Source organism: Allostella sp., assembly GCF_041913585.1.
Taxonomy (GTDB): domain Bacteria; phylum Pseudomonadota; class Alphaproteobacteria; order ATCC43930; family Allostellaceae; genus Allostella.
On sequence record NZ_JAYSFE010000003.1, the window covers coordinates 24,925 to 51,249 of the forward strand.

Sequence of the window (26,325 nt, forward strand, 5' to 3'; positions counted from 1 at the left end):
CGGCGGCCGCGCTCAGCGGGCCGGTCGCGGCCCGCGCCGCGGCAGCTCGTCGGCGGTGACGAACCCGTCGCCGTTGCGGTCCATGCGGGCGAAGGCGGCCTCGCGCTGGGCGGCCCGCTCGGCCGGGTCGATCACCCCGTCGCCGTTGGTGTCGAGCCGCTTGAAGGCCTCCTCGCGCCGGCTCTGGGCCATGGCGCGGCGGTCGCCGTGCCGGCCCTTCGTCCAGCCGCCGCGGAACTCCATGAACTCCTCGCGGCTGAGGCTGCCGTTGCCGTCCTTGTCGAGCGACTTGAAGAGCTCGGCACGGCGCTCCTCCATGCGTTCGGCCCGGTCGCCGGGACCGCCGGGACCGCCGCGGTGCGGGCCGCGCTTCATGAACTCCTCGCGGGTGATGCTGGCGTCGGGGGCGACCGCGAACCGGCCGCGCGGCTGGAAGGCCATGAACTCGGCCTTGGAGACCTTGCCGTCGCCGTCGCTGTCCATGGCCTTGATGATGCCGGCCTGGCGGCGCGACGGACCGCCGTCGCCCTGGGCGGGGGCGGCGGCGACGGTGCCGGCGGCGGCGAGGCCGATGACGAGCGCGGCGGCGGAAACGAGAGACTTCATGGCACGTCCTTTCGGGGGGTGGGGGCCGACGGGCCGTGCTCGCCCGTCCAACCTTCCACGCGCCGCCGGGCGGACTCCTGCGCAGATTATTGCGGCTTGCGCTCGATGGTGGCGGGGGAGATCAGCTGGGAGAAGGCGCGGCACCAGATGACGACCGAACCCTGGCGGCCGAGGTCGAGGTCCGCCGGGACCGCGTAGGTCTGGCTGCCCTTGAAGGAGGCAAGGCCGCCGAGGTCGACGAAGGCGGCCCGCACGTCGTCCTTCGCGCGCGGCGCCGGGTGCGGCACGAGATAGACCCGGTAGTCGGGGCCCGGCCCGACCTCGAAATCCTTCTCGAGATGGACGATGCGCCGGCCGGACGGGTCCTGCAGGATGGTCACGCTGCCGCGCCCCCAATGGATCGGGTCGGAGGGATCGGCATGGACGAAGGTGCCGGTCCCGAGCACCGCGTGCGCGGCACGGTCGGCCACTTCCTGGTTCGCCACCGGCGGCGGGAAGATGTACGGGAAGAAGAAGATGCCCGCGGCGAAGCCGCCGGCGCCCCCCAGAACCAGGCCGATCGCGATGCCGACCAGAAGCCTGCGCATGTTCTCGCCCTCCCCGCGCCCGGCAGCATAGCGCGACCCGGCCGGACGAGGAAATCGGCGGCCGAGGTCACGCAGGGGTTCATCGAACCGCCATCAATATGTAATCTGCGGCGCAGATAACGAGGTGACCGGCACCGCCGCCACCCGAAGCTTCCGCGGGAGGAGTCCCTGATGTTCGTCCGCTTCGCCTTCGCCGCCGCTGCGGCGCTCGCCCTGCCGGCCATGCCGGCGCTCGCCCAGACCGAGGACTGTCCGCGCGGCCAGCTCGACCAGCGCTTCTGCGACCGCGACGGCGACATGGTCGCCGACGCCCCGACCGACCCCAAGCGCCTGCTCGACCCGCCGACCCTGATCTTCGCCTATACCCCGGTCGAGGACCCCGAGGTCTACCGCAAGGTGTGGGACGGCTTCCTCGCCCATCTCGCCAAGGTGACCGGCAAGCGGGTGCAGTTCTTCCCGGTGCAGTCGAACGCCGCCCAGATCGAGGCGATGCGGGCCGGCCGCCTGCACATCGCCGGCTTCAACACCGGCTCGAACCCGATCGCCGTCAACTGCGCCGGCTTCGTCCCCTTCGCGATGATGGCCTCGAGGAAGGACGAGTACGGCTACGAGATGGAACTGATCGTCCAGGCCGACGGACCGATCAAGGAGGTGAAGGACCTGAAGGGCAGGACGCTGGCCTTCACCTCGCCGACCTCGAATTCGGGCTTCAAGGCGCCGTCGGCCCTGCTCAAGAGCGACTTCGGTCTCGAGGCGGACAAGGACTACAAGACCGCCTTCTCCGGCAAGCACGACAACTCGATCCTCGGCGTCGCCAACAAGGACTACGACGCCGCCGCCATCGCCAACTCGGTCAAGACGCGGATGATCGCCCGCAATGCCGTCGACGGCAGCAAGCTGCGGGTGATCTTCCGGTCGGAGACCTTCCCGACCACCGGCTACGGCCACGTCTACAACCTGAAGCCCGAACTGGCGGCGAAGGTGAAGGAGGCGTTCTTCAGCTTCCCGTGGGACGGCAGCGAACTCCTCAAGGAGTTCCAGAAGAGCCAGCCGCCGCAAGAGAAGTTCGTGCCCATCGCCTTCAAGAAGGACTGGGCGGTGATCCGCAAGTTCGACGAGCTGACCGGCGTCAAGTACGAGTGCAAGGGCAGCTGAGCGGACGGCACGGGGGAGGGGGGCGCCGCGGTGCTGGTGATCGAAGGGCTGGCGAAGCAGTACCCGACCGGGGACCGCGCGCTGAAGGGGGTGTCGCTGACCGTGCCGAAGGGCCAGATCATGGCCCTGATCGGCCCGTCCGGCGCCGGCAAGAGCACCCTCATCCGCTGCGTCAACCGACTGGTCGAGCCGACGGCCGGCCGGATCTCCCTCGACGGCCAGGACGTCACCGGCCTGTCGCGCCGCGCGCTCCGCCAGGCGCGGCGGCGCATGGGCATGATCTTCCAGGAGTTCGCCCTGGTCGAACGCCTGACCGTGATGGAGAACGTGCTGTCGGGCCGGCTCGGCTATGTCGGCTTCTGGCGGAGCTGGTTCCGGCGCTTCCCGGAGACCGACGTCGCCGCCGCCTTCGCCCTCCTGGAACGGGTCGGACTCGCCGGCTTCGAGGACAAGCGGGCGGACGCGCTGTCGGGCGGCCAGCGGCAGCGCGTCGGCATCGCCCGCGCGCTGCTCCAGGACCCGACCCTGCTGCTGGTCGACGAGCCGACCGCCAGCCTCGACCCCAAGACCTCGCGGCAGATCATGCGCCTCCTGCAGGAGCTCTGCCGCGAGCGCGGGCTGGCCGCCATCATCAACATCCACGACGTCGCCCTGGCGCAGCTCTTCGCCGAGCGCATCGTCGGGCTGCGCTCGGGCGAGATCGTCTATGACGGCCCGCCCGAGGGACTGACGGCCGACGTGCTGACCCTCATCTACGGCGAGGAGGACTGGTCGCAGACGATCCGCCTGCCCGACGAGGAGGGCGAGCCGGAGCCGCTGCCGGGCCATGGCGAGGCGGCCGCCGTCGACCGCGAACGCCTGGCCGGCCTGACGTGACCGCCGCCGCCCTGGAGCGCGCGCGGCGGTGGCGCCCGCCGCCGCTGATCGCCAACCCGCTTCTGCGCTGGGGCATCCTGGTGGCGGCGGCGGCCTATCTCGTCGTCGCCGTCACCGACATCCCGGTCAACTGGACCCGGATCGCGGAGGGCATGGAGCGCGGCGGGCGCTTCGTCGCCGGCTTCCTGCAACCCAACTTCACCAGCCGCTTCGACGAGATCTTCGAAGGCTTCGCCGAGAGCCTGGTGATGACGGTGGTGGCGACGGTGCTGGGGCTCGTCGTGTCGATCCCGGTGGCGCTCGGCGCCGCCCGCAACCTGGCGCCGCGACCGGTCTACTATTTCTGCCGCGGCCTGATCGCCCTGTCGCGCACCTTCCAGGAGATCATCGTCGCCATCCTCTTCGTCGCGATGTTCGGCTTCGGCCCCTTCGCGGGCGTGCTGACCCTGGTCTTCGGCACCGTCGGCTTCCTCTCCAAGCTCCTCGCCGAGGACATCGAGGACATCGACCGGGGCCAGGTCGAGGCGATCCGCGCGACCGGCGGGTCGTGGTTCCAGCTTCTCAACTACGGCGTCCAGCCGCAGGTGATGCCGCGCCTGATCGGCCTGTCGCTCTACCGCCTCGACATCAATTTCCGCGAGTCGGCGGTGATCGGCATCGTCGGCGCCGGCGGCATCGGCGCCACCCTCAACACCGCCTTCGACCGCTACGAGTACGACGTCGCGGCCGCCATCCTGCTCGTCATCATCGCCATCGTCATGATCGCCGAGTACGGATCGTCGGCGATCCGCCGCTGGGTGCAGTGATGCCGGTCTCCGTCCGCTCCGGCACCAAGGCCTGGCAGCGCCGCGATCGCGCGGCCCAGCTCGCGATCTGGTTCGGCTGGCTCGTCGCCACCGCCATCGTCGTCCTGTCGTGGGAGGTCATCAGCGACCGCACGATGTGGATGTTCGTCGAGGACGCCCATACCCAGGCGGCCGACCTGCTCGGCCGCATGGTGCCGCCGCGCTGGTCCTACATGGACCGGCTGTGGCGGCCGCTGTGGGACACGCTCAACATCGCCACCCTCGGCACCCTCATCGCCATCGTCTTCGGCGTGCCGCTCGCCTTCCTGGCCGCGCGCAACACGACGCCCAGCGTCTATTTCGTGCGCCCGGTCGCGCTCCTCGTCATCGTCGCCTCGCGCTCGATCAACTCCCTGATCTGGGCCTTGCTGCTGGTCTCGATCATCGGCCCCGGCGTGCTCGCCGGCATCTTCGCCATCGCGCTGCGCTCCGTCGGCTTCATCGGCAAGCTCCTCTACGAGGCGCTGGAGGAGATCGACGAGGGCGCGGTCGAGGCGGTCCAGGCGACCGGGGCGACGCGGCCCCAGGTCATCGGCTACGCCATGGTGCCGCAGATCGCGCCCGCCTTCGCCGGCATCTCGGTGTTCCGCTGGGATATCAACATCCGCGAATCGACGGTGCTCGGCCTCGTCGGCGCCGGCGGCATCGGTCTGCAGCTCGAGGCGTCGATCAGCCAGCTCGCCTGGCGCGAGGCGTCGGTCATCTTCCTCGTCATCCTGGTGACGGTGCTCGCCAGCGAGTGGCTGTCGGCCCGCATCCGCCACGCCATCATCTGACCCCGGCCGCGGCCCGGTCCGGTACGATTCCGCTTGAAAATCCGGCCGGTTGGCCGACATTGCGGATTGTTACCGATTTGTTACGGCCGGGCACCCTCCGCGCCGCAGGGTCAGGATCGCGGGCATTTTGGCAACCACCGTCATCATCCATCTCCTCGGCGGCGTCGCCCTGCTCCTCTGGGGCCTGCGCATGGTCCGCACCGGCGTCATGCGCGCCTTCGGCGGCGATCTCCGCCGCATCCTCGGCCGCGCCATGAGCAGCCGGCCGCGGGCCTTCGCCAGCGGCCTCGGCGTCACCGCCCTGCTCCAGAGCAGCACCGCGACGGCGCTGATGGTCGCCTCCTTCGCCGAGCGCGGCCTCGTCGCCACCGCCCCGGCACTCGCGGTGATGCTGGGGGCGGACGTCGGCACCGCCGCGGTCGCGCAGATCCTCTCCTTCGACGTCAGCTGGCTGTCGCCGCTCCTCATCCTCCTCGGCGTGTTCGGCTTCTCGACATCCGCGAACTCGCTGCGCCGCGACCTCGGCCGGGCGGCGGTCGGCCTCGGGCTCCTGCTGCTTGCCCTGCAGCTCATCGTCCATGCCTCCGACCCGATCCGCGATTCGGCGACGCTGAAGGCGATCCTCGCCAGCCTCGGCCAGGAGCCGGTGCTGGCGGTGCTGTTCGGCGCCCTCCTCACCTGGCTCGCCCATTCCAGCCTCGCCACCATCCTCCTGGTGATGTCGCTGGCGAGCAGCGGGCTGGTGCCGCTGCCGCTGGCGCTGGCGATCGTGCTCGGAGTGAACGCCGGCGCCGCCATCCCGGCCCTGATGGCGACCTGGCGCGGCGAGATCGGCGCCCGCCGCGTCGCCCGCGGCAATGCCGCCTTCCGCTGGATCGGCGTCGCCGCCGCGCTGCCGCTGCTGCCGTTCGTGGCCGAGCTGGCGCCGCTCGCCGGCGGCGAGATCGGGCGCCAGGTCGTGGCCTTCCACCTCGTCTTCAACCTGGCGATCGCGGTCGTCTTCCTGCCCTTCCTCAGCCCGATCGCGCGCCTGATCGAGCGGCTGCTGCCGACCCCCGAGATGCCGGCGGACCCCGCCCTGCCGCGGCATCTCGACCGCGCGGCGCTGGAAAGCCCGCCCGTCGCCATCGCCGCCGCGCAGCGCGAGGCCCTGCGCATGGGCGATGCGCTGGAGAGCATGCTGCGCGACGCGATGACCGTGTTCCGCCAGGACGACCGCAAGCTCGTCGCCGACATCAGCCGCCGCGACGACGTGATCGACGGGCTGCACGAGGCGATCAAGCGCTACCTGACCCAGATCAGCCGCGAGGTCATGGGCCCGGCCGACGGCAAGCGGGTGATGGAGATCATCGTCTTCTCCACCAACCTCGAGCATGTCGGCGACATCATCGACAAGAACCTGATGGAACTGGCCCAGAAGAAGATCAAGAACCACCTCGCCTTCTCGAGCGAGGGCCTGGCCGAGATCGCCGACCTCCACGGCCGCGTGCTGGAGACGCTGAAGCTCTCGCTCGCCGCCTTCGTCGGCGGCGACGTGTCGATCGCCCGCCGCCTGATCGCCGAGAAGACGATGTTCCGCGAGTCCGAGCGCAAGGCGGCCGAGCGGCATCTGCAACGCCTGCAGAGCGGGCGCATCGAGAGCATCGAGACGAGTTCGCTGCATCTCGACGTGCTGCGCGACCTGAAGCGGATCCACTCGCACCTGATCGCCGTCGCCTACCCGATCCTCGAGGAAGCGGGGGAATTGCGCCCGAGCCGGCTCGCCACCGCCTGATCGCCCCTTGCGGGGGGGCCGGCCGCCATGGCACCAACCGCTGCCGCAAACCGGAGCGGAAAGGACGCGCCATGCCCGTTTGGGATCCGAGCCAGTATCTGAGATTCGCCGACCACCGGCTGCGCCCGGCCCTCGACCTGCTGGCGCGCATCCCGACCGAGCAGCCGGGCACGGTAATCGATCTCGGCTGCGGACCCGGCAACGTCACCGTCCATCTCCGCCGGCGCTGGCCGGGGGCGCGCATCATCGGGGTCGACAACAGCCCCGAGATGATGGCCAAGGCGCGCGCCGCCATGCCCGACGTGACCTGGATCGAGGCCGACATCGCGACCTGGGAGCCGGAGGGCCCGGTCGACGTCATCTACTCCAACGCCACCCTGCACTGGCTGGCCGACCACAACCGGCTCTTCCCCAGGCTGATGGACTGGCTGGCGCCCGATGGCGTGCTGGCGGTCCAGATGCCGCGCAACTACGAGGCGGCCTCCCACACCCGCATCCTCGACACCGCGCTCGCCGGCCCCTGGCGGCCGGTGCTGGAGCCGCTGCTGCGTCCCTCGCCCGTCGCCGCCCCGGAGGCCTATTACCGCTTCCTCGCCGAGCATGCGGAGCGGCCGGACATCTGGGAGACCGTCTACATGCAGGTGCTGACGGGCGACAATCCGGTCGTCGAGTTCACCAAGGGCTCGGCCCTGAAGCCGCTGCTGGACGCGCTCGACGAGCCGCACCGCAGCGCCTTCGAGGCCGCGTACGCCGAGCAGATCGCCGCCGCCTACCCGCCCGAGAAGGACGGGCGCACGCTCTTCCCCTTCCGCCGTCTCTTCATGGTCATCCAGAAGTGAACCCGCGGCCGGCCTGAGGCGATTCCGGGGAGGGCGGCGACCATGGACCTCTGGGTGCCGATCACGGTGGCGGCGGCGCTGCTGCAATGCCTGCGCACGGCCCAGCAGAAGGTGCTGAAGGGCCGGCTGTCGACCAACGGCGTCAACTACGCGCGCTACATCTACGGCGCGCCGATCGCGGCGGCGGCCTTCTTCGCCTATCTCGGGCTGTCCGGGGTGGCGATGCCGGCGACCGGCGGCCGCTTCCTCTTCTTCTGCCTCCTCGGCGGCGTCGCCCAGATCGTCGCCACCAGCTTCCTCATCCTCTCCTTCACGATGCGGAACTTCGCGGCCGGCACCACCTATTCCAAGACCGAGACGGTGCAGACCGCGCTGCTCGCGACCATCTTCCTGGCCGAGCCGCTGACGCTGGGCGGGTGGGTGGCGATCGTCATCGGGCTGGCCGGGGTGCTGACCCTCTCGGTGCCGGCCGGCGCGTCGGGCTGGCGCCAGGCGCTGCTCGGCGTCACCGACCGCGCCGCCCTCTACGGCCTCGCCTCGGGTGGGCTCTTCGGGGTGTCGGCGATCGGCATCCGCGGCGCGTCGCTGTCCCTGGGCGACGCCGACTTCGTCGTCCGCTCGCTGATGACGCTGGCCTCGGTCACGGCGCTGCAGACGGTCCTCATGACCGCCTATCTGCAGGCGGTCGAGCGCGGCGAGGTGATGCGGGTGATCCGCGCCTGGCGCCATGCGGCCCCGGTCGGGGTGATGAGCGTGCTGGGGTCGGCCGGCTGGTTCACGGCGATGACGCTGCAGAACGTCGCCTATGTCCGGGCGCTGGGCCAGGTGGAACTCGTCTTCACGGTCCTGGTGTCGCGCTTCGGCTTCCGCGAGCCACCGACCTGGCGCGAACTCGTCGGCATCCTGCTGGTCGCGGTCGGCGTCGTCGCCCTGCTGCTCCTGCATTGAGGCGCCGGGGCCGTCGGACGGCCCCGGCGCCGCATCATGCGCCGCCGCTCAGGGCGACTTGGCGGCGATCACCTCGACCTCGACGAGGAAGGCCGGGCTCGCCAGCGCGCTGATGATGGCGAGCGTCGAGGCCGGCCGGCACGGGCCGAGATGGCGGTTCCGGGCCTCGCGGAAGGCCGCCAGATGCTCGGGCGAGACGAGAAGGGCGTTCAGCTTCACGACGTCCGCCATCGCCATGCCGGCGCCGGCGAGGATCGCCTTGATGTTCTCGAACACGCGGTCGGTCTGGGCGCCGACGTCGGGCGGCACGCTGCCGTCCGGGTTGGTGCCGACCTGGCCGGCGACGAAGAGCAGGCGGGCGCCGGCGGGCACCTCGACGCCGTGGCTGTAGGCTCCGGCGGGCGCCGCCACGCCGGGCGGATTGAAGGCACGATTCATGGCTGGTCTCACTCCCTCGCCTGGGGCGCCCGCCGATGGGGCACCCCGTCGGGTGCAAGTATGCACCGGACGGGGGCCCCGCCTTCAACCGCCGCCTGCGGCCTTGCGCGCCGCCGGCGACGGCTGGCGCTCGTGTTCGCGCTCCAGCAGCGCCGTCTTGCGCTCGGCGCCCCAGCGATAGCCGGAGGTCTGGCCGTCGCCGCGCACGACGCGATGGCAGGGCACGACGAGGGCGGCCGGGTTGGTGGCGCAGGCGCGGGCGACGGCGCGCGCCGCCGTCGGCTGGCCGATGCGCCTCGCGACCTCGGCATAGCTCGCGGTGGCGCCCGGCGGAATGCGCTGCAGTTCCTGCCAGACGCGGCGCTGGAAGGCGGTGCCGCGCAGGTCGAGGGGCAGGTCGGGATGCGGCAGGCGCCCCTCGAGATAGGCGACGACGGCCCCCAGCACCTCGGCCAGGGCCGGGGCGTCGGGCACGAGGTCGGCCTCGGGAAACTCGGCCGCCAGCGCCGCCGTCAGCCGCCGCGGATCGTCGTCGAGCGCGACGAAGCAGACGCCGCGCTCGGTCGCCGCCGCCAGCACCCGGCCGAGCGGTCCGTCGGCGGTGGCGTAGGCGATGCGCTCGCCGGCGCCGCCGCGGCGGTAGCGTCCCGGCGTCATGCCGAGTTCCCGCCCTGCCCGTTCGTAGACCCGGCTGGAGGAGCCGAAGCCGGCCCCGAACGTCGCCCCGGCGATCCCCTCGCCCGCCTTGAGGTCGTCGCGGAAGCGGCGGATGCGCAGCGCGTCGGCATATTCCTTGGGCGACAGGCCGAGGAACTGGCGCATCAGGCGCTGCAGATGGAACGGGCTCGCATCGAGCGCCGCCCCGAGTTCGGCCAGGCCGGGCGGGCTGTCCTCGGCGGCCTCGATCAGCCGGCAGGCGCGGCGCACCAGCGTCACCCGCTCGTCCGCCGCCTCCGCCGCCTCCGGGCGGCAGCGCCGGCAGGCGCGGAAGCCGGCGGCGCGCGCCGCCTCGGGAATCGGGAAGAAGCGGACATTCTCGCGCTTCGGCCGGCGGCTGGCGCAGCCGGGCCGGCAGAAGATCCCGGTGCTCTCGACGGCATAGACGAAGCGCCCGGCGGCGGCCGCGTCGCGCTCGACCACGGCCGTCCAGCAGGCCTGCTCGTCCATCGGCATCGCTTCCATGGCAGGGCTCCCGAAAAGTGATGCCCCTACCTAATGCCCCCGGCTGCGCTCCCGATATCCGGAGATTGCGCCGGCACTCAGTCCCGGCGGAAGCGCACGAGGCTCCAGTAGCCGAAGAGGTTGACCCGCTCCTCCGAGACGAAGGTGAGGGGCGTCACCGAAATCAGTTCGTCCAGCGACAGCGGACGGAAGCCGATGGTGTTGGAGGCAGGCGCCAGCGCCCGCTCGATCACCGCCATCGGGCCGCGGCCGGTCCAGAAATGGTTGAGGACGACCGCCTCGCCGCCCGGCCGCAGCACCCGCCGCATCTCCAGCATCAGGCGGTCGGGGTGCGGCACCACCGAGGCGACGTGCATCAGCACGACCGAATCGAAGGACTGGGCCGGGAACGCGGTCGCCTCGGCGTCCATCACCTGGAGGTCCTCGACGTTCGTCAGCCCGTGCCGCTCGACCCGGCGCCGCGCACGCTCCAGCATCTTGTCCGAGACGTCGATTCCCACCACCCGGGAACGGCGGTAGAGCGGCAGCGACAGGCCGGTGCCGACCCCGACCTCGAGGATGCGCAGGCCGGCGGCGCGCTCGGCAGCGACGACGGCGCGGCGACGGCCGGGATTGAGGATGGGACCGAAGATGCCGTCGTAGACGCGGGCATAGCGGTCGTAGGTCCGTCGGATCGCGTCCGGGTCCAGGTGACGCCGGGCGATCTCTTCCGCCCAAACCTTGATCTTCATGGAGACGGGCTCGTTTCCTCAATCGCCGACGAGAGTCGATCGACTCGCAATCCTAGCCTGGAACGTCCGCCGGTTCGACCGGGGCCTGTGCGCGGCCTATTCGACCCAGGCGATGCGGAGCGTGTTGGTGGAGCCGGGCGTCCCGAACGGGACGCCGGCGGTGATGACGAGTCGGTCGCCCGACTGGGCGACGCCCTCCTGTACCGCAACCCGCCGCGCCCGTTCCACCATGTCCGAGAAGGACCGGATGTCCCGGGTCGGCACCCAATGCACCCCCCACAACACCGCCAGCCGCCGCGCGGTTGCGAGATTGGCGGTCAGTCCGAGGATGGGCGACGTCGGACGCTCGCGCGCCGCCCGCATCGTCGTCGATCCCGAGGTCGTGAAGGTGCAGATCGCCGCCGCCCCGATCGTCTGCGCGACCTGGGCGGCGGCCGCGGTGATGGCGTCGGCCGCGGTGTGCTCGGGCGGGGAATGCTCGGCATCCATGATCGGCCGGTAGAGCGGGTCCTGCTCGACCCGGCCGATGATGCGGCTCATGATCGCCACCGCCTCCAGCGGGTAGGCGCCGGCGGCGGTCTCGGCCGACAGCATCACCGCGTCGGCGCCGTCATAGACCGCCGTCGCGACGTCGGAGGCCTCGGCGCGGGTCGGCGCCGGGGCGCTGACCATGGATTCCAGCATCTGCGTCGCCACCACGACCGGCTTGCCGGCGGCGCGGCAGGCCCGGACGATGCGCTTCTGCAGGCCCGGCACGTCCTCCGGCGGCATCTCGACGCCGAGGTCGCCGCGCGCCACCATGACCGCGTCGGTGAGGTCGAGGATCTCCTGCAGCCGCTCGATCGCCTGCGGCTTCTCGAGCTTGACCATGATCGCCGCCCGGCCCTCGATCAGCCGGCGGGCCTCGGCCACGTCCTCCGGCCGCTGGACGAAGGACAGCGCGATCCAGTCGGCGCCGAGGTCGAGGCCGAAGCGGAGGTCGCGGCGGTCCTTCTCGGTCAGCGCCGAGAGCGGCAGCACCGCGTTCGGCACGTTGACGCCCTTGCGGTTGCTGAGCGGGCCGCCGGTGACGACCTCGGTCTCGGCCACCTTGCCGCGCAGCCGCACCACGCGGAGGCGGATGCGGCCGTCGTCGAGCAGGAGATCGGTGCCGGGCGAGATCGCCTCGAAGATTTCGGGATGCGGCAGGAAGGCCCGGGTCTCGTCGCCGGGTCGGTCGATGAGATCGAGGCGGAAGGACTGTCCCGCCTTCAGCACCACCTTGCCGTCGACGAAGGTGCCGACCCGGAGCTTCGGCCCCTGGAGGTCGACCAGAATGCCGATCGGGCGCTTCCGCTCCTGCTCGACGGCGCGGATGATGTCGTAGCGCGCGCGATGCTCGTCGTGGGTGCCGTGGCTGAAATTCAGCCGGAAGACGTCGACCCCGGCGTCGAAGAGCGCCCCGATGACCTCCGGCGAGCCGCTGGCCGGCCCCAGCGTCGCCACGATCTTGGTGCTGCGTGTCCGCCGCATCGTTCCTCCGGGAAGCTCGACCACCGCCGCCGACGATACACCGCGGTTACGACGGAGGCAGTACCAGGATGGCGCGAAAGTCGTTGACGTTGGTCAGGGTCGGGCCGGTGCGGACGAGGTCGCCCAGCGCCGCGAAGAAGCCGTAGCCGTCATTGTCGGCGAGCGCCGCCCGCGCCTCGATGCCGGCGGCCCGCCCGCGCGCCACGCTGTCGGGGCGGAGGACGGCGCCGGCATTGTCCTCGGTTCCGTCGATGCCGTCGGTGTCGCCGGCGAGCGCGTGGATGCCGGGCTGGCCGTCGAGCGCCACCGCCAGGGCGAGGAGGAACTCGGCGTTGCGGCCGCCGCGGCCGCGGCCGCGCACCGTCACCGTGGTCTCGCCGCCGGACAGCAGGACGGCCGGCGCCGGCAGCGGCTGGCCGCGGCGCTGCACTTGGCGGGCGATCGCGGCATGGACCAGCGCGACGTCGCGCGCCTCGCCCTCGATCGCATCGCCGAGCACGATCGGGGTGACGCCGGCCGCCCGGGCCCGCTCGGCCGCGGCGTCGAGCGCCATCTGCGGCGTCGCGATCAAGGTGAAGGAACTGTTGGCGAAGACGGGATCGCCGGGCTTCGGGGTCTCCTCGGCCGCCGCCTCCAGGCGGGCGGCGATCGCCGGCGGCGGGACGATGCCGTACTTGGCGAGCACGGCGCGGGCATCGGCATAGGTGCTGGGATCGGGCACCGTCGGGCCGGACGCGATGACCGCCGGATCGTCGTTCGGCACGTCGGAGATGGCCAGCGTCACGAGGCGCGCCGGTGCCGCGGCCTGGGCGAGGCGGCCGCCCTTGATCGCCGAGAGATGCTTGCGGACCGTGTTGATCTCCCCGATCGTCGCGCCCGAGCGCAGGAGGTCGCCCGTCAGCGCCCGCTTGTCGGCGAGCGTGATGCCGGCGGCCGGCAGGCCGAGCAGGGCCGAGCCGCCGCCCGAGGCGAGGCAGAGGACGAGGTCGTCGGACCCGAGGCCCCGCACCATCGCCAGGATTTCCGCCGCCGCCCGGGTTCCGGCCTCGTCGGGCACCGGATGCGACGCCTCGACGACGCGGATGCGCTCGCACGGCACGGCGTGGCCGTAGCGGGTGACGACCAGCCCCTCGAGCGGCCCCGGCCAGTGCCGTTCGACCGCGCGCGCCATGCTGGCGGCGGCCTTGCCGGCGCCGACGACGATGGTGCGCCCACGTGGCGCCGGGGGCAGGAAGCGCGGCACCGCGACCGCCGGATCGGCGGCGGCGAGCGCCGCCTCGAAGAGCGCGCGAAGCAACTGGTCGGGATCGGTCGCGACGGTCATGCAGGCAATCTCGCGGGGAGCAGGTGGGGGCCTGGAGCGGGACCGCCAGACTATGGGCGGCGCGCCGGATCGGCAATCGGCCGGCGCGGGCCCCGCAGGCCGCGCGCGGCGACGCCGATGCCGGCGAGAACCGCGACGCCGCCCAGCCATTGCAGCACAGCCAGCCCCTCGGCCAGCCACAGCCAGGCGAAGAGCGCCGCCAGCACCGGCTCCAGCAGCAGGGCGAGCGCCGAGAATCCGGCCGGCAGGTGCGCCAGCGCGAAGGCGATGAGCCCCTGCCCCAGCGCATGGGACAAGAGGCCGAGCCCGACCAGCACCGCCCAGCCGGCCGGCGTCGCCGGCCAGAATTCCTCGCCCGACAGCCAGGCGACGGGCAGCAGCACGGCCGCCGTCGCCAGCGAGGTCCAGAGCATGATGCCGGCGGCGCCGAGCCGGGCCCGGAGGCTGCGCACGACCAGCAGATAGCTCGACAGGCAGAGCGCGGTGGCGAGCCCCAGCCCGTCGCCCAGCGCGTGGTCGCCGCCGACGCGCAGGCTCTCGCCGAGCAGGCAGAAGGCGCCGGCGAAGGCCAGCGCCAGTCCGGCGAGGAAGCGTCCGCCCGGACGCTCGGCGAAGAGCAGCCAGGCGCCGGCGGCGACGAAGACCGGGGCGAAGTTGGCGAAGAGCGTGGCGTTGGCGACGCTGGTGAAGCGGATCGACCAGTGCCAGAAGGCGAGGTCGCCGGCGAAGAAGAGGCCGGCCGCGGCAAGGCGCCAGCGGTCGCCGGCCCGGATCGCCCGCGGCGCCCGCCCGGAGAACGCGACCAGCGCCGCCAGGAACGGCACCGCGAGCGCGGCGCGCCAGAAGGCAGTGACCGTCGGCCCGACCTCCGAGAGGCGCACCAGGATCGGCGACAGCGCGATGCAGGCGGCCCCCGCCGCCAGCGCGAGCAGGGCGAGGCGGACGGCCGCCGACGATCCGGGGATGGGCGAGAGGCTGGGCACGGGCCGGCTGCTTATAGCGCATCGCGGCCCCGGACTCATGGCGGGCGAGGATCGCGCCCGGCCCTTCCGCGACGGGCCGCCCGCGCCTATAAGACCCGGCTGCCCCCGATCGCACTGCGCTCCGCCCCTCGCCGATGACCGAACCCGCCCTCCCGTCCGATGCCGTCCCGCTGCTCGGCCCCGCCGATGCGCCCGCCTGGCGTGCCGTCAACCCCGGCGGTCGGGCGCCGGTGCTGCTCGTCTGCGACCATGCCAGCAACCGCATTCCGACGGCGCTCGGCACGCTCGGCCTGCCGCCGGCCGAACTGGAGCGCCACATCGCCTGGGACATCGGCGCCGCCGCCGTGACCGAGCGCCTGGCCGGCCTGCTCGACGCCCCGGCCCTGCTGTCGGGCTATTCGCGCCTCGTGCTCGACTGCAACCGGCATCCCGGCGGCGCCGGCTCGATCCCGGCCGAGAGCGACGGGGTGGCCGTCCCCGGCAACCGCGACCTCTCCGAGGCGGCGGTGGCGGCCCGGGTGGCGGCGCTCTTCCAGCCCTACCAGCAGGCGATCGCCGACCGGCTCGCGGCCTTCGCCCGGGCGGGGACGGCGCCGGCGCTCGTCTCCATCCACAGCTTCACGCCTGCCATGAACGGCGTCCCGCGCCCGTGGCACGTCGGCATCCTGTGGGACGAGGATCCGCGCATCGCCCGCCCGCTGCTCGACGCGCTCGGTGCCGACGCCCGGCTCGTCGTCGGCGACAACGAGCCCTATTCCGCGCGCCAGCCGCACGGCTACACGACCGCCGTCCACGGCACCCGGACCGGGCTGCCGCATGTGCTGATCGAGATCCGCCAGGACCTGATCGCCGAGGAGGCCGGCCAGGCCGAATGGGCGGCCCGGCTCGCCCTGGCCTTGAAACCGATCCTCGCCGACCCGAAGCTCTACGCCGTCCGGCAATCCGAACGCATCGACGGGAGCGACCCCATGGACGACAGGACGCGAACCGAACTGGAGGCGGCCGCCTTCCGCCACCTCGTGCAGCATCTGCGCGAGCGCACCGACGTGCAGAACATCGACCTCATGAATCTGGCCGGCTTCTGCCGCAACTGCCTGTCGAAATGGTACCGGGCGGCGGCCGAGGAGCGCGGCGTCGCCATCTCCGACCCGGCGGCGCGCGAGGTCGTCTACGGCATGCCGTACGAGGAATGGAAAGCGAAGTACCAGAAGGAGGCCAGCGTGGAGCAGAAGAAGGCATTCGACCAGGGTCATCAGGGTCACTGATGGCACGCGCGGCCGAGCTCGCCCGCGACCGCGGGGAGAAGAGCGAAAGCGTCGTGACCTCCGGGGTCACCGCCGACCAGCTGCGCTCGTTCGTTGAGCGCATCGAGCGCCTGGAGGAGGAGAAGAAGGCGCTGTCGGAAGACATCAAGGAGGTCTATGCCGAAGCCAAGTCGGAGGGCTTCGACACCAAGATCATGCGCCAGGTGATCCGCATCCGGAAGATGAACGAGGCCGACCTGCAGGAGCAGGAGGAGCTGATCGAGGTCTACAAGCGCGCGCTCGGCATGCTGCCCGACGTCGAGGATTGAACCGGACCGGCCGATGACCGACGAGCCGGCCGAGGATGCGGCCCCCGCCCCGCCGCGGGCGGAGCCGCCGGCGCGGGCGCGCCATCGGCGCTTCGTCGACATCGTCGGCCCGCTGCTCGGGATGGTCGACGAGGCCGGCGACTCCGTCCCGGCCGACCGCCAGCCCGACCGCTTCCAGTCCGCCTGGGACCGCCGGCGCCGGCGCACCCTGCTCGCGATCGGCGCCGAGGCGCGGCGGCGGCTCTCGGGCCGCATCGGCGACGGCCGGCCGAGCCCGATGTGGCTCGACCGTTTCCTCGAGTCCGCCGCCGACGCCCACGACCCGGCGGTCCAGGCGGTCTATGCGGAGATGCTGGCGACCGAGGCGCTGCGCCCCGGCACGGTATCGCTCGCGGCCCTCCAGCGGCTGCGCGCCATGGACGCGGGCGAACTCGCCCGCTTCGCCAAGCTCGCCCAGTTCGCGATCGGCAACTTCGTCGTGCGGCTGAAGGAAAGCTTCTACGAGAAGTTCGGGCTCGACGGCGAAGACCTCTTCCACTTCGAGGAATCCGGCCTGCTGCGGCCCGGAGGCAGCAACGTCAAGCAGTTCCCGAGCCAGCTCGAGGACCGCTTCCAGACCCACCTGCTGCTGGCGGACCGGGTCCTGCGCGTGTCCGCGGCCGAGCCCGACCGCAAGCTGGTGCTGCCGTGCTACCGGCTCAGCGCCGCCGGCACCGACATCGCCGAGGCGATGGCCCTGCCGGTGGTCAACGACTACATCGGCCAGATCGTCGAACTGCTGGAGAAGCGCGGCTACACGGTCGCCCATGCCAGCATCGTCGAGCGCGGCGACCGCAACACCGTTGCCCGCCACAGCCGCTTCTCCGAGGTCGTCTCCTTCGACCGCGCCCGCAAGGGCCGCCGGCGCTAGCCCTCATCCGGATCCCTGCCGCCCGGGACCGTTGCCGAGGGGGCCGATCCGGCGCGCAGCGGTGTCCAGGAGTTCGCGCAGCCGCCCCCATTCCACGGGCTTGGTCAGCACGTCGGTGAAGCCGGCGCTGCGGAAGCGGGCGACGTGCTCCGGCAGCACGTCGGCGGTCAGCGCGTAGACCGGAATGTCGCGCTGGCGGCCCTCGCCCGCGCGCAGCCGGGCGACCGCCGTCGGTCCGTCCAGCACCGGCATGTTGACGTCCATCAGCACCGCATCGAAGGGTTCGCTCGCCAGCCGGTCGAGCGCCGCCTGGCCGTCGCCGACCACGATCGTCTCGAAGTCCCAGCGCTTCAGCATGGTGTCGATCAGCATCTGATTGATGGGATCGTCCTCGGCGATCAGGACGCGGCGGGGGTGCGACGGCGGGGGCGGCAGGGGTGGCGAGGGCGGCTCCGGTGCCGGGGCTGCCTCGGCATCGGTCGCACGCAAGGGTAGGCGAAACCAGAAGCTCGACCCCTCCCCCGGCCGGCTGACGACGCCGATCGTGCCGCCCATCGCCTCGACCAGCCGCTTGGAGATGGCGAGCCCGAGGCCGGTTCCGCCGAAGCGGCGGCTGGTCGAGACGTCGGCCTGGGTGAAGGGCTCGAACAGGCGCTCCATCTCGTCCGCCGACAGGCCGATGCCGCTGTCCTCGACGCTCCAGCGCAGGAAGCGGCCGCCCGGCCCCGCGTCGACGGCAAGCCGGATCGCGACCCGGCCGCGCTCGGTGAACTTGACCGCGTTGCCGACGAGATTGGCGATGACCTGGCTGGTCTTGGCCGGGTCGCCCAGCACCCGGTCCGGCACCTCGGGGGCGATGTCCCGCTCGAGCGCCAGGCCCTTGGCCCGGGCGCTCGCCGCGAAGGTGGTGGCGACGTCGGCGACCAGGCGCGCCGGCGCCATCGGCAGATCGGCGATCTCGATGCGGCCGGCCTCGATCCGCGAGAAGTCGAGCAGCTGGTCGAGCAGCGTGAGCAGCCGTTCGATCGACCGGCGCATGACGTCGAGATAGCGGCTCTGCTCGGGATCGAGTGCCGTCCCGGCCAGCAGGTCGGCCATGCCGCGGATGCCGGTGAAGGGGGTCCGCAGCTCGTGGCTGATCATCGCCAGGAACTGCGACTTGGCCATGCTCGCGTCCTCCGCCCGCTGGCGGGCGACGTGGAGGTCGTCGGTCAGCCGGGTCAGTTCGGCCGTCTGCTTCTGGAGATGGTCGCGCACCTCGGTCAGCTGCTGCTCGCGCTGCTTCAGCAGCGTGATGTCGGTGCGCAGGCCGACGAGCATGCCGTGCGGCGTGACCGTCTGGGTGAAGAGGATCCACCGGCCGTCGCGCAGCCGCCGCTCGATGCCCTCGGCCGTGCCCTGCCGGAACATCCGGTAGATGGTCTCGGTCGCCTCCTCCACCGACTCGCCGGGATGGACGTAGTCGCCCGATTCCGCGGCCCGGCGGACGAGATCACGCAGCGAGGCGCCCGGCAGCATCGCCGGGCCGATGCTGGGAAACATCTCGCGGATGCGCCGGTTCGACAGCAGGATGCGGTCGTCGGCGTCGCACAGGATGAAGCCCTGGTCGATGCTCTCGATCGCATCCATCAGGCGCGTCTCGGCCTGCTTCTGCTCGGTGATGTCGGTGTGGACGCCGACGATGCCGCCGTCGGCCGTCGGCCGCTCGCTGACCAGGACCCAGCGGCCGCCCGGCAGCTGCTGCTCGAAGGCTTCCCCGCCGCTGCGCCAGCTGGCGAGCCGCCGCTCGATGTAGCGGCGGACCTCCGCGTCGGACATCAGGCCGCGGCGCCATTCCGCGCCGTCCTCGATGTTCTCGCGGAAGGTACGGCCGATGACGGGCCGACCCTTGAGGTAGGGGTAGAACTCGAGGAAGCGGGCGTTGTGCATCACCAGCCGGTCGTCGCGATCGAAGAGCACGAAGCCGTCGCGCAGGCTCTCGATCGCGTCGCGCAGCCGCGCCTCGGCCCGGTGCGCCTCGGTCTCGTCCTGGCGGATGCCGAGGATGATCCGGCTGGTGCCGTCGGGGCCCGAAACGGCGAGCTTGGTCGTCCGGACCCGCCGCAGTCCGGTCGTCGCGGGCAGGTTCTCGACCTTGGTCAGGGCCCGGCCGCTCTCCAGGATCTGCCGGTCCTCGGCGGTCCGCGCGCGGGCGACCTCCTCGGGAACGAGCTCGAAGTCGGTGCGGCCGAGCAGCTCTTCGCGCGGCCGGCCGGTGAACTCCTCGCCGGCGCGATTGACCAGGATGTAGCGCAGGCTCGGCGCCTCCTTGCAGAAGACGACGGCCGGCAGGTTGTCGAGGATGGCGTTGAGGAAGCTGTTGGCGGCGTTGGCGGCGTCCTCGCTGCGCCGGCGCTCGGTCTCGTCCTCGGAAACCCCGAGCAGCCACCGCGGCTCGCCGGATTCGTCCGGGATCGCGACCTTGTGCGTGCGCAGGACGCGGTCGCCCACGGGCGTCGTGACGATCTCGTTGGCGATCGTCAGCGGCTCGCCGCTGGTCAGAACGGTGCGGTCGCCGGCCTGGAAGGCGGCGGCCTGGTCCGGCGGGTAGAGATCGAAGTCGGTGCTGCCGGCGACCGCGCCCGGTTCCTGGCCGACGAGGCCGGCGGCGGCGCGATTGACGAACACGTAGCGCAGGTCGCCGGCATCCTTGCAGAAGAGCGGCAGCGGCACGTGGTCGATCACCGACTGCAGGAACTCCCGCGAGCGGCGCAGCTCCGTCTCCATCGCCTTGCGGGCGCTGATGTCGAACGACGTCCCGAGGATCCGCACCACCCGACCGTCCGCCCCCGAGAGCGGCATCAGGGACGTCGACCACCAGCGGCTCTGCCGCACCAGGACCAGGTGCTCGTCGTAGCGGATCGGGGCCCGGGCCTCGACGCAGCGGCGGTAGTTGTCGCAGACGCGGTCCGCGACATTCTGCGGCAGCACCTCGTGCGGCCGCTTCCCGGCGATCATGTCCAGCGTGACGCCGCTCGACGCGGTGTGCGCCTTGTTCAGCCCGACATACCGGAAACCGCCGTCGGGATCGACGTCGACGACGAAGGCGGCGCAGGCGATCTGCTCCAGCACCGCCATCATCTGGCTGTCCGAGAATGTCTCGAGCACGGCCGCCGGCATCCTCCCCGGATGGGACTGGTTTCGCCCAGAATGGGGCCGCCGACCGGCCGGGGAAAGCGGAAATCCCGGCCGGCTCCGCCCGCTGCCCGCCCTATTCCGCCGCGGTCGCCCGGGCCGGCGGCGCGCGCAACGCCGCCAGCAGCATCGCCTCGCTGCGCTTGGCCGCCTTCAGGTTCGCCTCCTTGACGTGGCCGAAGCCCCGGATGCGGTCGGGGACGGCCGCGATGTCGACCGCGAGCCGGTGCGTGTCGTGGTCGAGCCGTGCCAGGACCTCCTCGATCGCCGCCTCGTATTCGGCGATCAGGCGGCGCTCCGCGCGGCGCTCCTCGGTCCGGCCGAAGGGATCGCAGGCGGTGCCACGCAACCCCTTGAGCCGCGCCAGGAGACGGAATGCGGCCATCATCCATGGGCCATAGGCCCGCTTCGTCAGATGGCCCTGTTCGTCGCGGGCAGCCAGCAGCGGCGGCGCCAGATGGAAGCGGAGCTTGAAGTCGCCCTCGAACTGCTCCTCCAGCCGGCGGCGGAAGGTGCCGTCGGTATAGAGGCGCGCCACCTCGTACTCGTCCTTGTAGGCGAGCAGCTTGTAGTAGTTGCGGGCGACCGCCTCGGCGAGGCCGGTCATCCCCTTCGCCTGCGCGGCCTCAGCGGCCTGGACCCGCCGCACCAGCCGCTCGTAGCGGTCGGCGTAGGCGGCGTCCTGGTAGGCCGTGAGCTGCTCGCGCCGGCGTGCCACGATGTCGTCCAGCGTCTGCGCCGGGGCCGGGCGGGCGGTGGTCGGCGCGGCCACCCGCTCGACCGCGGGGCGGTCGTGGGCGGCGCGCCGGCCCCAGCGGAAGGCCTGGCGGTTGAACTCGACGGCGACGCCGTTGAGCGCGATGGCGCGCTCGATCGCCTCGCCCGACACCGGGACCAGCCCCTTCTGGTAGGCGAAGCCCAGCATGAACAGGTTGGCGGCGATCGAGTCGCCGAGGAGCGCAGTGGCGATGCGGGTGGCGTCGACGAAGTCGGTCCGCTCGGGACCGACGGCGTCGCGGATCGCATTCTCCAGCCGGTCGGCCGGAAAGCGGAAGTCGGGATTGCGGGTGAACTCGCCGGTGACGACCGCGGCGCTGTTGACGACCGCCCGCGTCGTGCCGGGACGGATCTTGCCCATGGCGTCGCCGCTCGCCGCCACCACCATGTCGCAGGCGACGACGAGGTCGGCGGCGCCGGCCGCGATCCGGGTGGCGTGCAGGTCCTCGGGCCGGGGCGCGATGCGCACATGGCTGAAGACGGCGCCGCCCTTCTGCGCCAGCCCGGTCATGTCGAGCGTCGAGCAGCCCTTCCCTTCGAGATGGGCCGCCATGCCGAGCAGCGCGCCGATGGTTACGACGCCGGTGCCGCCGACGCCGGTGACCAGGATGCCGTAGGGCCGATCGAGCGCCGGCAGCGCCGGCTCCGGCGGGTCGGCCACCACCGGCGCAGGCCCGGCCGCGGCCTTGCGCTTGCGCAGGCTGCCGCCCTCGACCGTCACGAAGCTCGGGCAGAAGCCCTTCACGCAGGACAGGTCCTTGTTGCAGTTCGACTGGTCGATCGCCCGCTTGCGGCCGAACTCGGTCTCGACCGGGACGACGGAGAGGCAGTTCGACTTGACCGAGCAGTCGCCGCAGCCCTCGCACACCATCTCGTTGACGAAGGCGCGGCGCTGCGGGTCGACCATGGTGCCGCGCTTGCGGCGCCGGCGCTTCTCGGCGGCGCAGGTCTGGTCGTAGACCAGCACCGAGACGCCCGGCCACTCGCGCAGGTCGCGCTGGACCGCGTCGAGCTCGTCGCGGTGATGGATGGTGACGCCCGGCGCGAAGTCCGTGCCGAGCGGGTACTTGTCGGGCTCGTCGGTGACGACGGCGATGCGGCGCACGCCCTCGGCATGGACCTGCCTTGTGATCGCCGGGACGTTGAGGTCGCCGTCGTGGCGCTGGCCGCCGGTCATGGCCACGGCATCGTTGAACAGGATCTTGTAGGTGATGGTCGTCTTCGAGGCGACGGCGAAGCGGATCGCCAGGTAGCCCGAGTGGAAATAGGTGCCGTCGCCGATGTTGGCGAAGATGTGCTTCGTGTTGCTGAACGGCGCCTGCCCGACCCAGGAGGCGCCCTCGCCGCCCATCTGGGTGAAGGTCTCGGTGTTGCGGTCCATCCACACGGCCATGTAGTGGCAGCCGATGCCGGCCACCGCGCGGCTGCCGTCCGGCACCCGCGTCGAGGTGTTGTGCGGGCAGCCGGAGCAGAAATAGGGCGTGCGCACCAGCGCCGGCTTGGTCGCCGCCGCCTGCCGCTCCTGCTGGTCGATCAGCGCGAGGCGCGCCTTGATCGCGTCGCTCGTGTAGAAGCGGGCGATCCGTTCGGCGATGACGCGGGCGATGCCGCTCGGCAGCAGTTCGTTCTGGGAGGGCAGGATCGGCCGCCCCTCGGGATCGCGCTTGCCGCCGACGACCGGGCGCCGGTCGGCCGGCAGGTGATAGAGCGCGTCCTTGAGCTGGGTCTCAATGAAGGCCCGCTTCTCCTCGACGACCAGCACCTCCTCCAGCCCCTCGGCGAAGGCGCGCATCCCCTCGGCCTCCAGCGGGAAGACCATCGCCACCTTGTAGAGGCTGAGGCCGATTTCCGCCGCCTTCGCCTCGTCGATGCCGAGATCCTCCAGCGCCTGGCGGACGTCGAGATAGGACTTGCCGGTGGTGACGATACCGAGGCGGCGGCGCGGCCCGTCCCAGACCGCACGGTCGAGCCGGTTGGCGCGGGCATAGGCGAGCGCCGCCGGCACCTTGTGGAGATGCAGGCGCTTCTCCTGCTCCAGCGGCTCGTCCGGCCAGCGCACGTTGAGGCCGCCCGGCGGCATCTCGAAGTCGGTCGGCAGGGTGGTGACCAGGCGCGACGGGTCGACATGGACCGACGCCGCGCTGTCCACCGTCTCGGCCACGGTCTTGAAGCCGACCCAGCAGCCCGAATAGCGCGACATCGCCCAGCCGTGCAGGCCGAGGTCGAGGAACTCCTGCACGCCGGCCGGATTGAGCACCGGCACGTAGGCGTCCATCAGGGCGAACTCGCTCTGGTGCGCCAAGGTCGAGGACTTGCAGGTATGGTCGTCGCCCGCCAGCAGCAGCACGCCGCCGTGCGGCGAGGTGCCGGCCGAATTGCCGTGCTTGAAGACGTCGCCCGAGCGGTCGACCCCCGGCCCCTTGCCGTACCACATGGCGAAGACGCCGTCGTACTTCGCGTCGGGGAAGAGGTTGAGCTGCTGGCTGCCGAGGATCGCGGTCGCCGCCAGGTCCTCGTTGACGCCGGGCTGGAAGCGGATGTGGTTCTTCTCGACGAAGCGCCTGGCCGACGCCAGCGCCTGGTCGAGGCCGCCCAGGGGCGAGCCGCGATATCCGGAGATGAAGCAGGCGGTGTTGCGGCCGGCAGCGAGGTCGCGCTGGCGCTGCATCATCGGCAGGCGGACCAGCGCCTGGGTGCCGGTCAGGAAGATGCGCCCGGATTCGAGCGCGTACTTGTCGTCGAGCGTTACGGCCGCCAACGCCATCGGGGGTTCCTCCGGAAAGCCGGTCAGGGACTTCGTGGGGTCAAGGTAGCGGCCGCCCCCGTCAGCGACAATGCGCCACGCCCGACAAATCGCGGCGCCGACGCGTCCGGACTGACGGCGATTTGGCACTGACGGCGGCGCCCTATTCTGTATGTTCGCCGCCCATGTCGACCGTGCTCGTCACCGGCGCCGCCGGGTTCATCGGCTTCCACGTCGCCCAGGCCCTGCTCGACGCCGGGCGGCCGGTGGTCGGCGTCGACAGCCTCGACGCCTACTACGACGTCCGGTTGAAGGAGGCGCGGCTGGCGCGGCTGGCGCCGCGGCCCGGGTTCGCCTTCGTCCGCGGCGACCTCGCCGACCCGGCGACCATGGACGGTGTCGTCGCCGCCCATCCCGACATCGCCGGCATCGTCCACCTCGCCGCCCAGGCCGGGGTGCGCTATTCGCTGGAGAACCCGCGCGCCTATATCCGCGCCAACGTCTCGGGCCATCTCGAAATGCTGGAGGCGGCGCGCCGCCTGCCCCGGCTGACGCGCATGGTGTATGCTAGCACCTCGTCCGTCTATGGCGACAACGCCAAGCGCCCCTACGCCGTGACCGACCCGGTGGAGCGGCCGGTCTCGCTCTACGCCGCGACCAAGCGGGCCGACGAACTGATGTCGCGGGTCTATGCCCATCTCTACGGCATCCCGCTGGTGGGCCTGCGCTTCTTCACCGTCTACGGCCCCTGGGGCCGGCCCGACATGGCCTATTTCCTCTTCGCCCGCGCGATCACGGAAGGCCGGCCGATCCGGCTCTTCGGCAACGGCGTGCTGCGGCGCGACTTCACCTATGTCGACGACATCGTCGCCGGCGTGCTGGCGGCGCTCGACCGCCCGCTCGCCTGGGGCGACGGGCCGCCGCACCGGCTCTACAACCTCGGCAACAACCGGCCGGAGCCGGTGACGCGGCTGGTGGCGCTGCTGGAAGCGGCACTCGGCCGCAAGGCGATCGTCGAGCCGACCGGCATGCAGCCGGGCGACGTCGAGGCGACGGCGGCCGACATCACCGAATCGAGCCGCGATCTCGGCTTCGCGCCACGCACGCCGCTCGAGATCGGCATCCCCGCCTTCGTCGAATGGTTCCGCGGCCACAATCCTGCATGAGGCGCTGGCCATGGCGCTGACGATGTTCGAGAAGATCTGGCGCTCGCACCTGGTGGCCGAGGAGGACGGGCTCGGCCTCCTCTACATCGACCGCCACTTCCTCCAGGACGGGCCGCGACGGAAGTTCGAGGTGCTGGAGGAGGCGGGCGTCGGCGTCCGCCGGCCCGACCTCACCTTCGCCACGGTCGACCACTATGTCCCGACCGACGGCACGCCGCTGGAGGACGTGCCGAAGGGCCGCCGCCGCGGCATCGCCGACATCGGAGCGGACGCGGCGCGGCACGGCATCCCGCACTTCGGCCTGGGCGACCCGCGCCAGGGCATCGTCCATGTCGTCGGTCCGGAGCAGGGGATCAGCCTGCCCGGCACCACCATCGTCTGCAACGACTCCCATACCCCGACCCATGGCGGCATCGGCGCCTTCGCCTTCGGCATCGGCTCGACCGAGTGCGGCCATGTGCTGGCGACCCAGACCCTGTGGATGAAGAAGCCGCGGACGATGCGCGTCGTCATCGACGGGCGCGCCCCCGAAGGGGTCGGCGCCAAGGACCTGGCGCTGGCCGTCGTCGGCCGACTCGGCGCCGCGGGCGCCGCCGGACATGTCGTCGAGTTCGCCGGCCAGGCCGTCCGCGCGCTCTCGGTCGAGGGTCGCCTGACGCTCTGCAACCTGGCGACGGAGTGCGGCGCCCGCGGCGCGATGGTGGCGCCGGACGAGACGACCTACGCCTATCTCGCCGGCCGGCCGCACGCGCCGGCCGGCCCCGCCTGGGACCGGGCGGTGGCGCGCTGGCGCACGCTGCCCGGCGACCCCGGTGCCGCGTTCGACCGCGAAGTCGCGATCGACGCCGCCGACCTCGCGCCGCTCGTCACCTGGGGCATCAGCCCCGACCAGGTGCTGCCGATCTCGGCCCGCGTGCCCGACCCCGAGGCGGCGCCCGACGCAGGCCGCCGCATCGCCTGGCGGCGGGCCCTCGACTACATGGACCTCGCCCCCGGGACGCCGCTCGACGGCATCGCCATCGACCGGGTGTTCATCGGCTCCTGCACGAACGGCCGCATCGAGGATCTGCGCGCCGCCGCCCACCTCGTCGCCGGCCGCCGCGCCGTCGTGCCGGCCTGGGTCGTGCCGGGCTCGGCCGGGGTGCGGGCGGCCGCCGAGGCCGAGGGGCTCGACCGGGTCTTCCGCGACGCCGGGTTCGCGTGGCGGCAGCCCGGCTGCTCGATGTGCGTCGCCCAGAACGGCGACGTCGTGGCGCCCGGGGAACGCTCTGCCTCGACCACCAACCGCAACTTCGTCGGCCGGCAGGGGCCGGGCGCGCGCACGCATCTGGTGAGCCCGGCGACGGCGGCCGCGGCCGCGGTCACCGGCCGCCTCACCGACCATCGCCGGCTCGGCCGGGCCTGAC

General features: G+C 72.1%; 22 protein-coding genes and 1 pseudogene. 13 read left to right on the plus strand and 10 right to left on the minus strand.

Annotated elements, in window-relative coordinates:
- Positions 1-12: 12 nt before the first annotated feature.
- Together ACE3Q3_RS01215 and ACE3Q3_RS01220 are read right to left on the minus strand one after the other, a co-directional pair.
- Positions 13-606: an EF-hand domain-containing protein gene (locus ACE3Q3_RS01215; RefSeq protein ID WP_374440579.1), complete on the minus strand. Its 594-nt coding sequence runs from the start codon at positions 604-606 to the stop codon at positions 13-15.
- An 86-nt stretch (positions 607-692) separates the two neighbouring features.
- The gene (locus ACE3Q3_RS01220) at positions 693-1,193 is read right to left on the minus strand and encodes a DM13 domain-containing protein (RefSeq protein ID WP_374440581.1); all 501 of its coding nucleotides are present in this window, start codon (positions 1,191-1,193) and stop codon (positions 693-695) included.
- Positions 1,194-1,364: 171 nt separating this feature from the next.
- On the opposite strand from ACE3Q3_RS01220, the gene phnD reads away from it, so the two are divergent.
- The 7 genes from phnD to ACE3Q3_RS01255 all read left to right on the plus strand — a co-directional run bounded on the left by phnD (position 1,365) and on the right by ACE3Q3_RS01255 (position 8,406).
- Positions 1,365-2,348, plus strand: a complete 984-nt coding sequence (gene phnD / locus ACE3Q3_RS01225; RefSeq protein WP_374440583.1) for a phosphate/phosphite/phosphonate ABC transporter substrate-binding protein — start codon at positions 1,365-1,367, stop codon at positions 2,346-2,348.
- A 30-nt stretch (positions 2,349-2,378) separates the two neighbouring features.
- Positions 2,379-3,224, plus strand: coding sequence for a phosphonate ABC transporter ATP-binding protein (gene phnC, locus ACE3Q3_RS01230; RefSeq protein ID WP_374440587.1), 846 nt, complete (start codon positions 2,379-2,381; stop codon positions 3,222-3,224).
- Positions 3,221-4,030, plus strand: coding sequence for a phosphonate ABC transporter, permease protein PhnE (gene phnE / locus ACE3Q3_RS01235; RefSeq protein ID WP_374440590.1), 810 nt, complete (start codon positions 3,221-3,223; stop codon positions 4,028-4,030). Before phnC ends, phnE (ACE3Q3_RS01235) begins: the two co-directional genes overlap by 4 nt.
- Positions 4,030-4,845: a phosphonate ABC transporter, permease protein PhnE gene (gene phnE / locus ACE3Q3_RS01240; RefSeq protein ID WP_374440592.1), complete on the plus strand. Its 816-nt coding sequence runs from the start codon at positions 4,030-4,032 to the stop codon at positions 4,843-4,845. Before phnE (ACE3Q3_RS01235) ends, phnE (ACE3Q3_RS01240) begins: the two co-directional genes overlap by 1 nt.
- 127 nt (positions 4,846-4,972) lie before the next feature.
- Positions 4,973-6,619: a Na/Pi cotransporter family protein gene (locus tag ACE3Q3_RS01245; RefSeq protein ID WP_374440595.1), complete on the plus strand. Its 1,647-nt coding sequence runs from the start codon at positions 4,973-4,975 to the stop codon at positions 6,617-6,619.
- Positions 6,620-6,690: 71 nt separating this feature from the next.
- The gene (locus ACE3Q3_RS01250; protein ID WP_374440598.1) at positions 6,691-7,458 is read left to right on the plus strand and encodes a methyltransferase domain-containing protein; all 768 of its coding nucleotides are present in this window, start codon (positions 6,691-6,693) and stop codon (positions 7,456-7,458) included.
- Between the two features lie 42 nt (positions 7,459-7,500).
- On the plus strand, positions 7,501-8,406 hold the full coding sequence (locus ACE3Q3_RS01255) for an EamA family transporter (protein ID WP_374440601.1): 906 nt from the start codon (positions 7,501-7,503) through the stop codon (positions 8,404-8,406).
- A 48-nt stretch (positions 8,407-8,454) separates the two neighbouring features.
- On the opposite strand, the gene ACE3Q3_RS01260 is transcribed toward ACE3Q3_RS01255, so the two are convergent.
- From ACE3Q3_RS01260 to ACE3Q3_RS01285, 6 genes are all read right to left on the minus strand, one after another.
- Positions 8,455-8,844, minus strand: a complete 390-nt coding sequence (locus tag ACE3Q3_RS01260) for a RidA family protein (protein ID WP_374440604.1) — start codon at positions 8,842-8,844, stop codon at positions 8,455-8,457.
- A gap of 84 nt (positions 8,845-8,928) precedes the next feature.
- Positions 8,929-10,026, minus strand: coding sequence for a bifunctional DNA-binding transcriptional regulator/O6-methylguanine-DNA methyltransferase Ada (gene ada, locus ACE3Q3_RS01265; protein ID WP_374440607.1), 1,098 nt, complete (start codon positions 10,024-10,026; stop codon positions 8,929-8,931).
- Between the two features lie 77 nt (positions 10,027-10,103).
- Positions 10,104-10,757, minus strand: coding sequence for a class I SAM-dependent methyltransferase (locus ACE3Q3_RS01270; protein ID WP_374440609.1), 654 nt, complete (start codon positions 10,755-10,757; stop codon positions 10,104-10,106).
- 96 nt (positions 10,758-10,853) lie between these two features.
- The gene (pyk, locus tag ACE3Q3_RS01275) at positions 10,854-12,269 is read right to left on the minus strand and encodes a pyruvate kinase (protein ID WP_374440611.1); all 1,416 of its coding nucleotides are present in this window, start codon (positions 12,267-12,269) and stop codon (positions 10,854-10,856) included.
- 46 nt (positions 12,270-12,315) lie between these two features.
- Positions 12,316-13,593 carry a glycerate kinase gene (locus tag ACE3Q3_RS01280; protein WP_374440613.1) on the minus strand — a complete coding sequence of 426 codons (1,278 nt, stop codon included), beginning with the start codon at positions 13,591-13,593 and terminating at the stop codon, positions 12,316-12,318.
- 50 nt (positions 13,594-13,643) lie between these two features.
- Positions 13,644-14,576, minus strand: coding sequence for a DMT family transporter (locus ACE3Q3_RS01285; RefSeq protein ID WP_374440616.1), 933 nt, complete (start codon positions 14,574-14,576; stop codon positions 13,644-13,646).
- Between the two features lie 134 nt (positions 14,577-14,710).
- Between ACE3Q3_RS01285 and ACE3Q3_RS01290 the strand changes: the two are divergent.
- The 4 genes and pseudogenes from ACE3Q3_RS01290 to ACE3Q3_RS01305 form a co-directional block, all read left to right on the plus strand.
- Positions 14,711-15,412, plus strand: a pseudogene (locus tag ACE3Q3_RS01290) (N-formylglutamate amidohydrolase); the annotation flags it as partial.
- Between the two features lie 132 nt (positions 15,413-15,544).
- Positions 15,545-15,841, plus strand: coding sequence for a DUF1244 domain-containing protein (locus ACE3Q3_RS01295; protein ID WP_374440709.1), 297 nt, complete (start codon positions 15,545-15,547; stop codon positions 15,839-15,841).
- Positions 15,841-16,149, plus strand: a complete 309-nt coding sequence (locus tag ACE3Q3_RS01300; RefSeq protein WP_374440619.1) for a DUF2312 domain-containing protein — start codon at positions 15,841-15,843, stop codon at positions 16,147-16,149. The genes ACE3Q3_RS01295 and ACE3Q3_RS01300 overlap by 1 nt, the downstream gene beginning before the upstream one ends.
- A 13-nt stretch (positions 16,150-16,162) precedes the next feature.
- The gene (locus tag ACE3Q3_RS01305; protein ID WP_374440621.1) at positions 16,163-17,059 is read left to right on the plus strand and encodes a DUF2806 domain-containing protein; all 897 of its coding nucleotides are present in this window, start codon (positions 16,163-16,165) and stop codon (positions 17,057-17,059) included.
- A gap of 3 nt (positions 17,060-17,062) precedes the next feature.
- Here the strand turns inward: ACE3Q3_RS01305 and ACE3Q3_RS01310 are convergent, their stop codons facing one another.
- Positions 17,063-20,206 carry a PAS domain-containing protein gene (locus ACE3Q3_RS01310; RefSeq protein WP_374440624.1) on the minus strand — a complete coding sequence of 1,048 codons (3,144 nt, stop codon included), beginning with the start codon at positions 20,204-20,206 and terminating at the stop codon, positions 17,063-17,065.
- A gap of 103 nt (positions 20,207-20,309) precedes the next feature.
- Positions 20,310-23,774 (minus strand): indolepyruvate ferredoxin oxidoreductase family protein, encoded by a 3,465-nt coding sequence (locus ACE3Q3_RS01315; RefSeq protein ID WP_374440628.1) that lies wholly within the window; start codon positions 23,772-23,774, stop codon positions 20,310-20,312.
- A gap of 164 nt (positions 23,775-23,938) precedes the next feature.
- Between ACE3Q3_RS01315 and ACE3Q3_RS01320 the strand changes: the two genes are divergently transcribed.
- Together ACE3Q3_RS01320 and leuC are read left to right on the plus strand one after the other, a co-directional pair.
- Positions 23,939-24,919, plus strand: coding sequence for an SDR family NAD(P)-dependent oxidoreductase (locus tag ACE3Q3_RS01320; RefSeq protein ID WP_374440631.1), 981 nt, complete (start codon positions 23,939-23,941; stop codon positions 24,917-24,919).
- A gap of 4 nt (positions 24,920-24,923) precedes the next feature.
- Positions 24,924-26,324, plus strand: a complete 1,401-nt coding sequence (leuC, locus tag ACE3Q3_RS01325) for a 3-isopropylmalate dehydratase large subunit (protein WP_374440711.1) — start codon at positions 24,924-24,926, stop codon at positions 26,322-26,324.
- The last annotated feature ends 1 nt before the right edge of the window (position 26,325 follow it).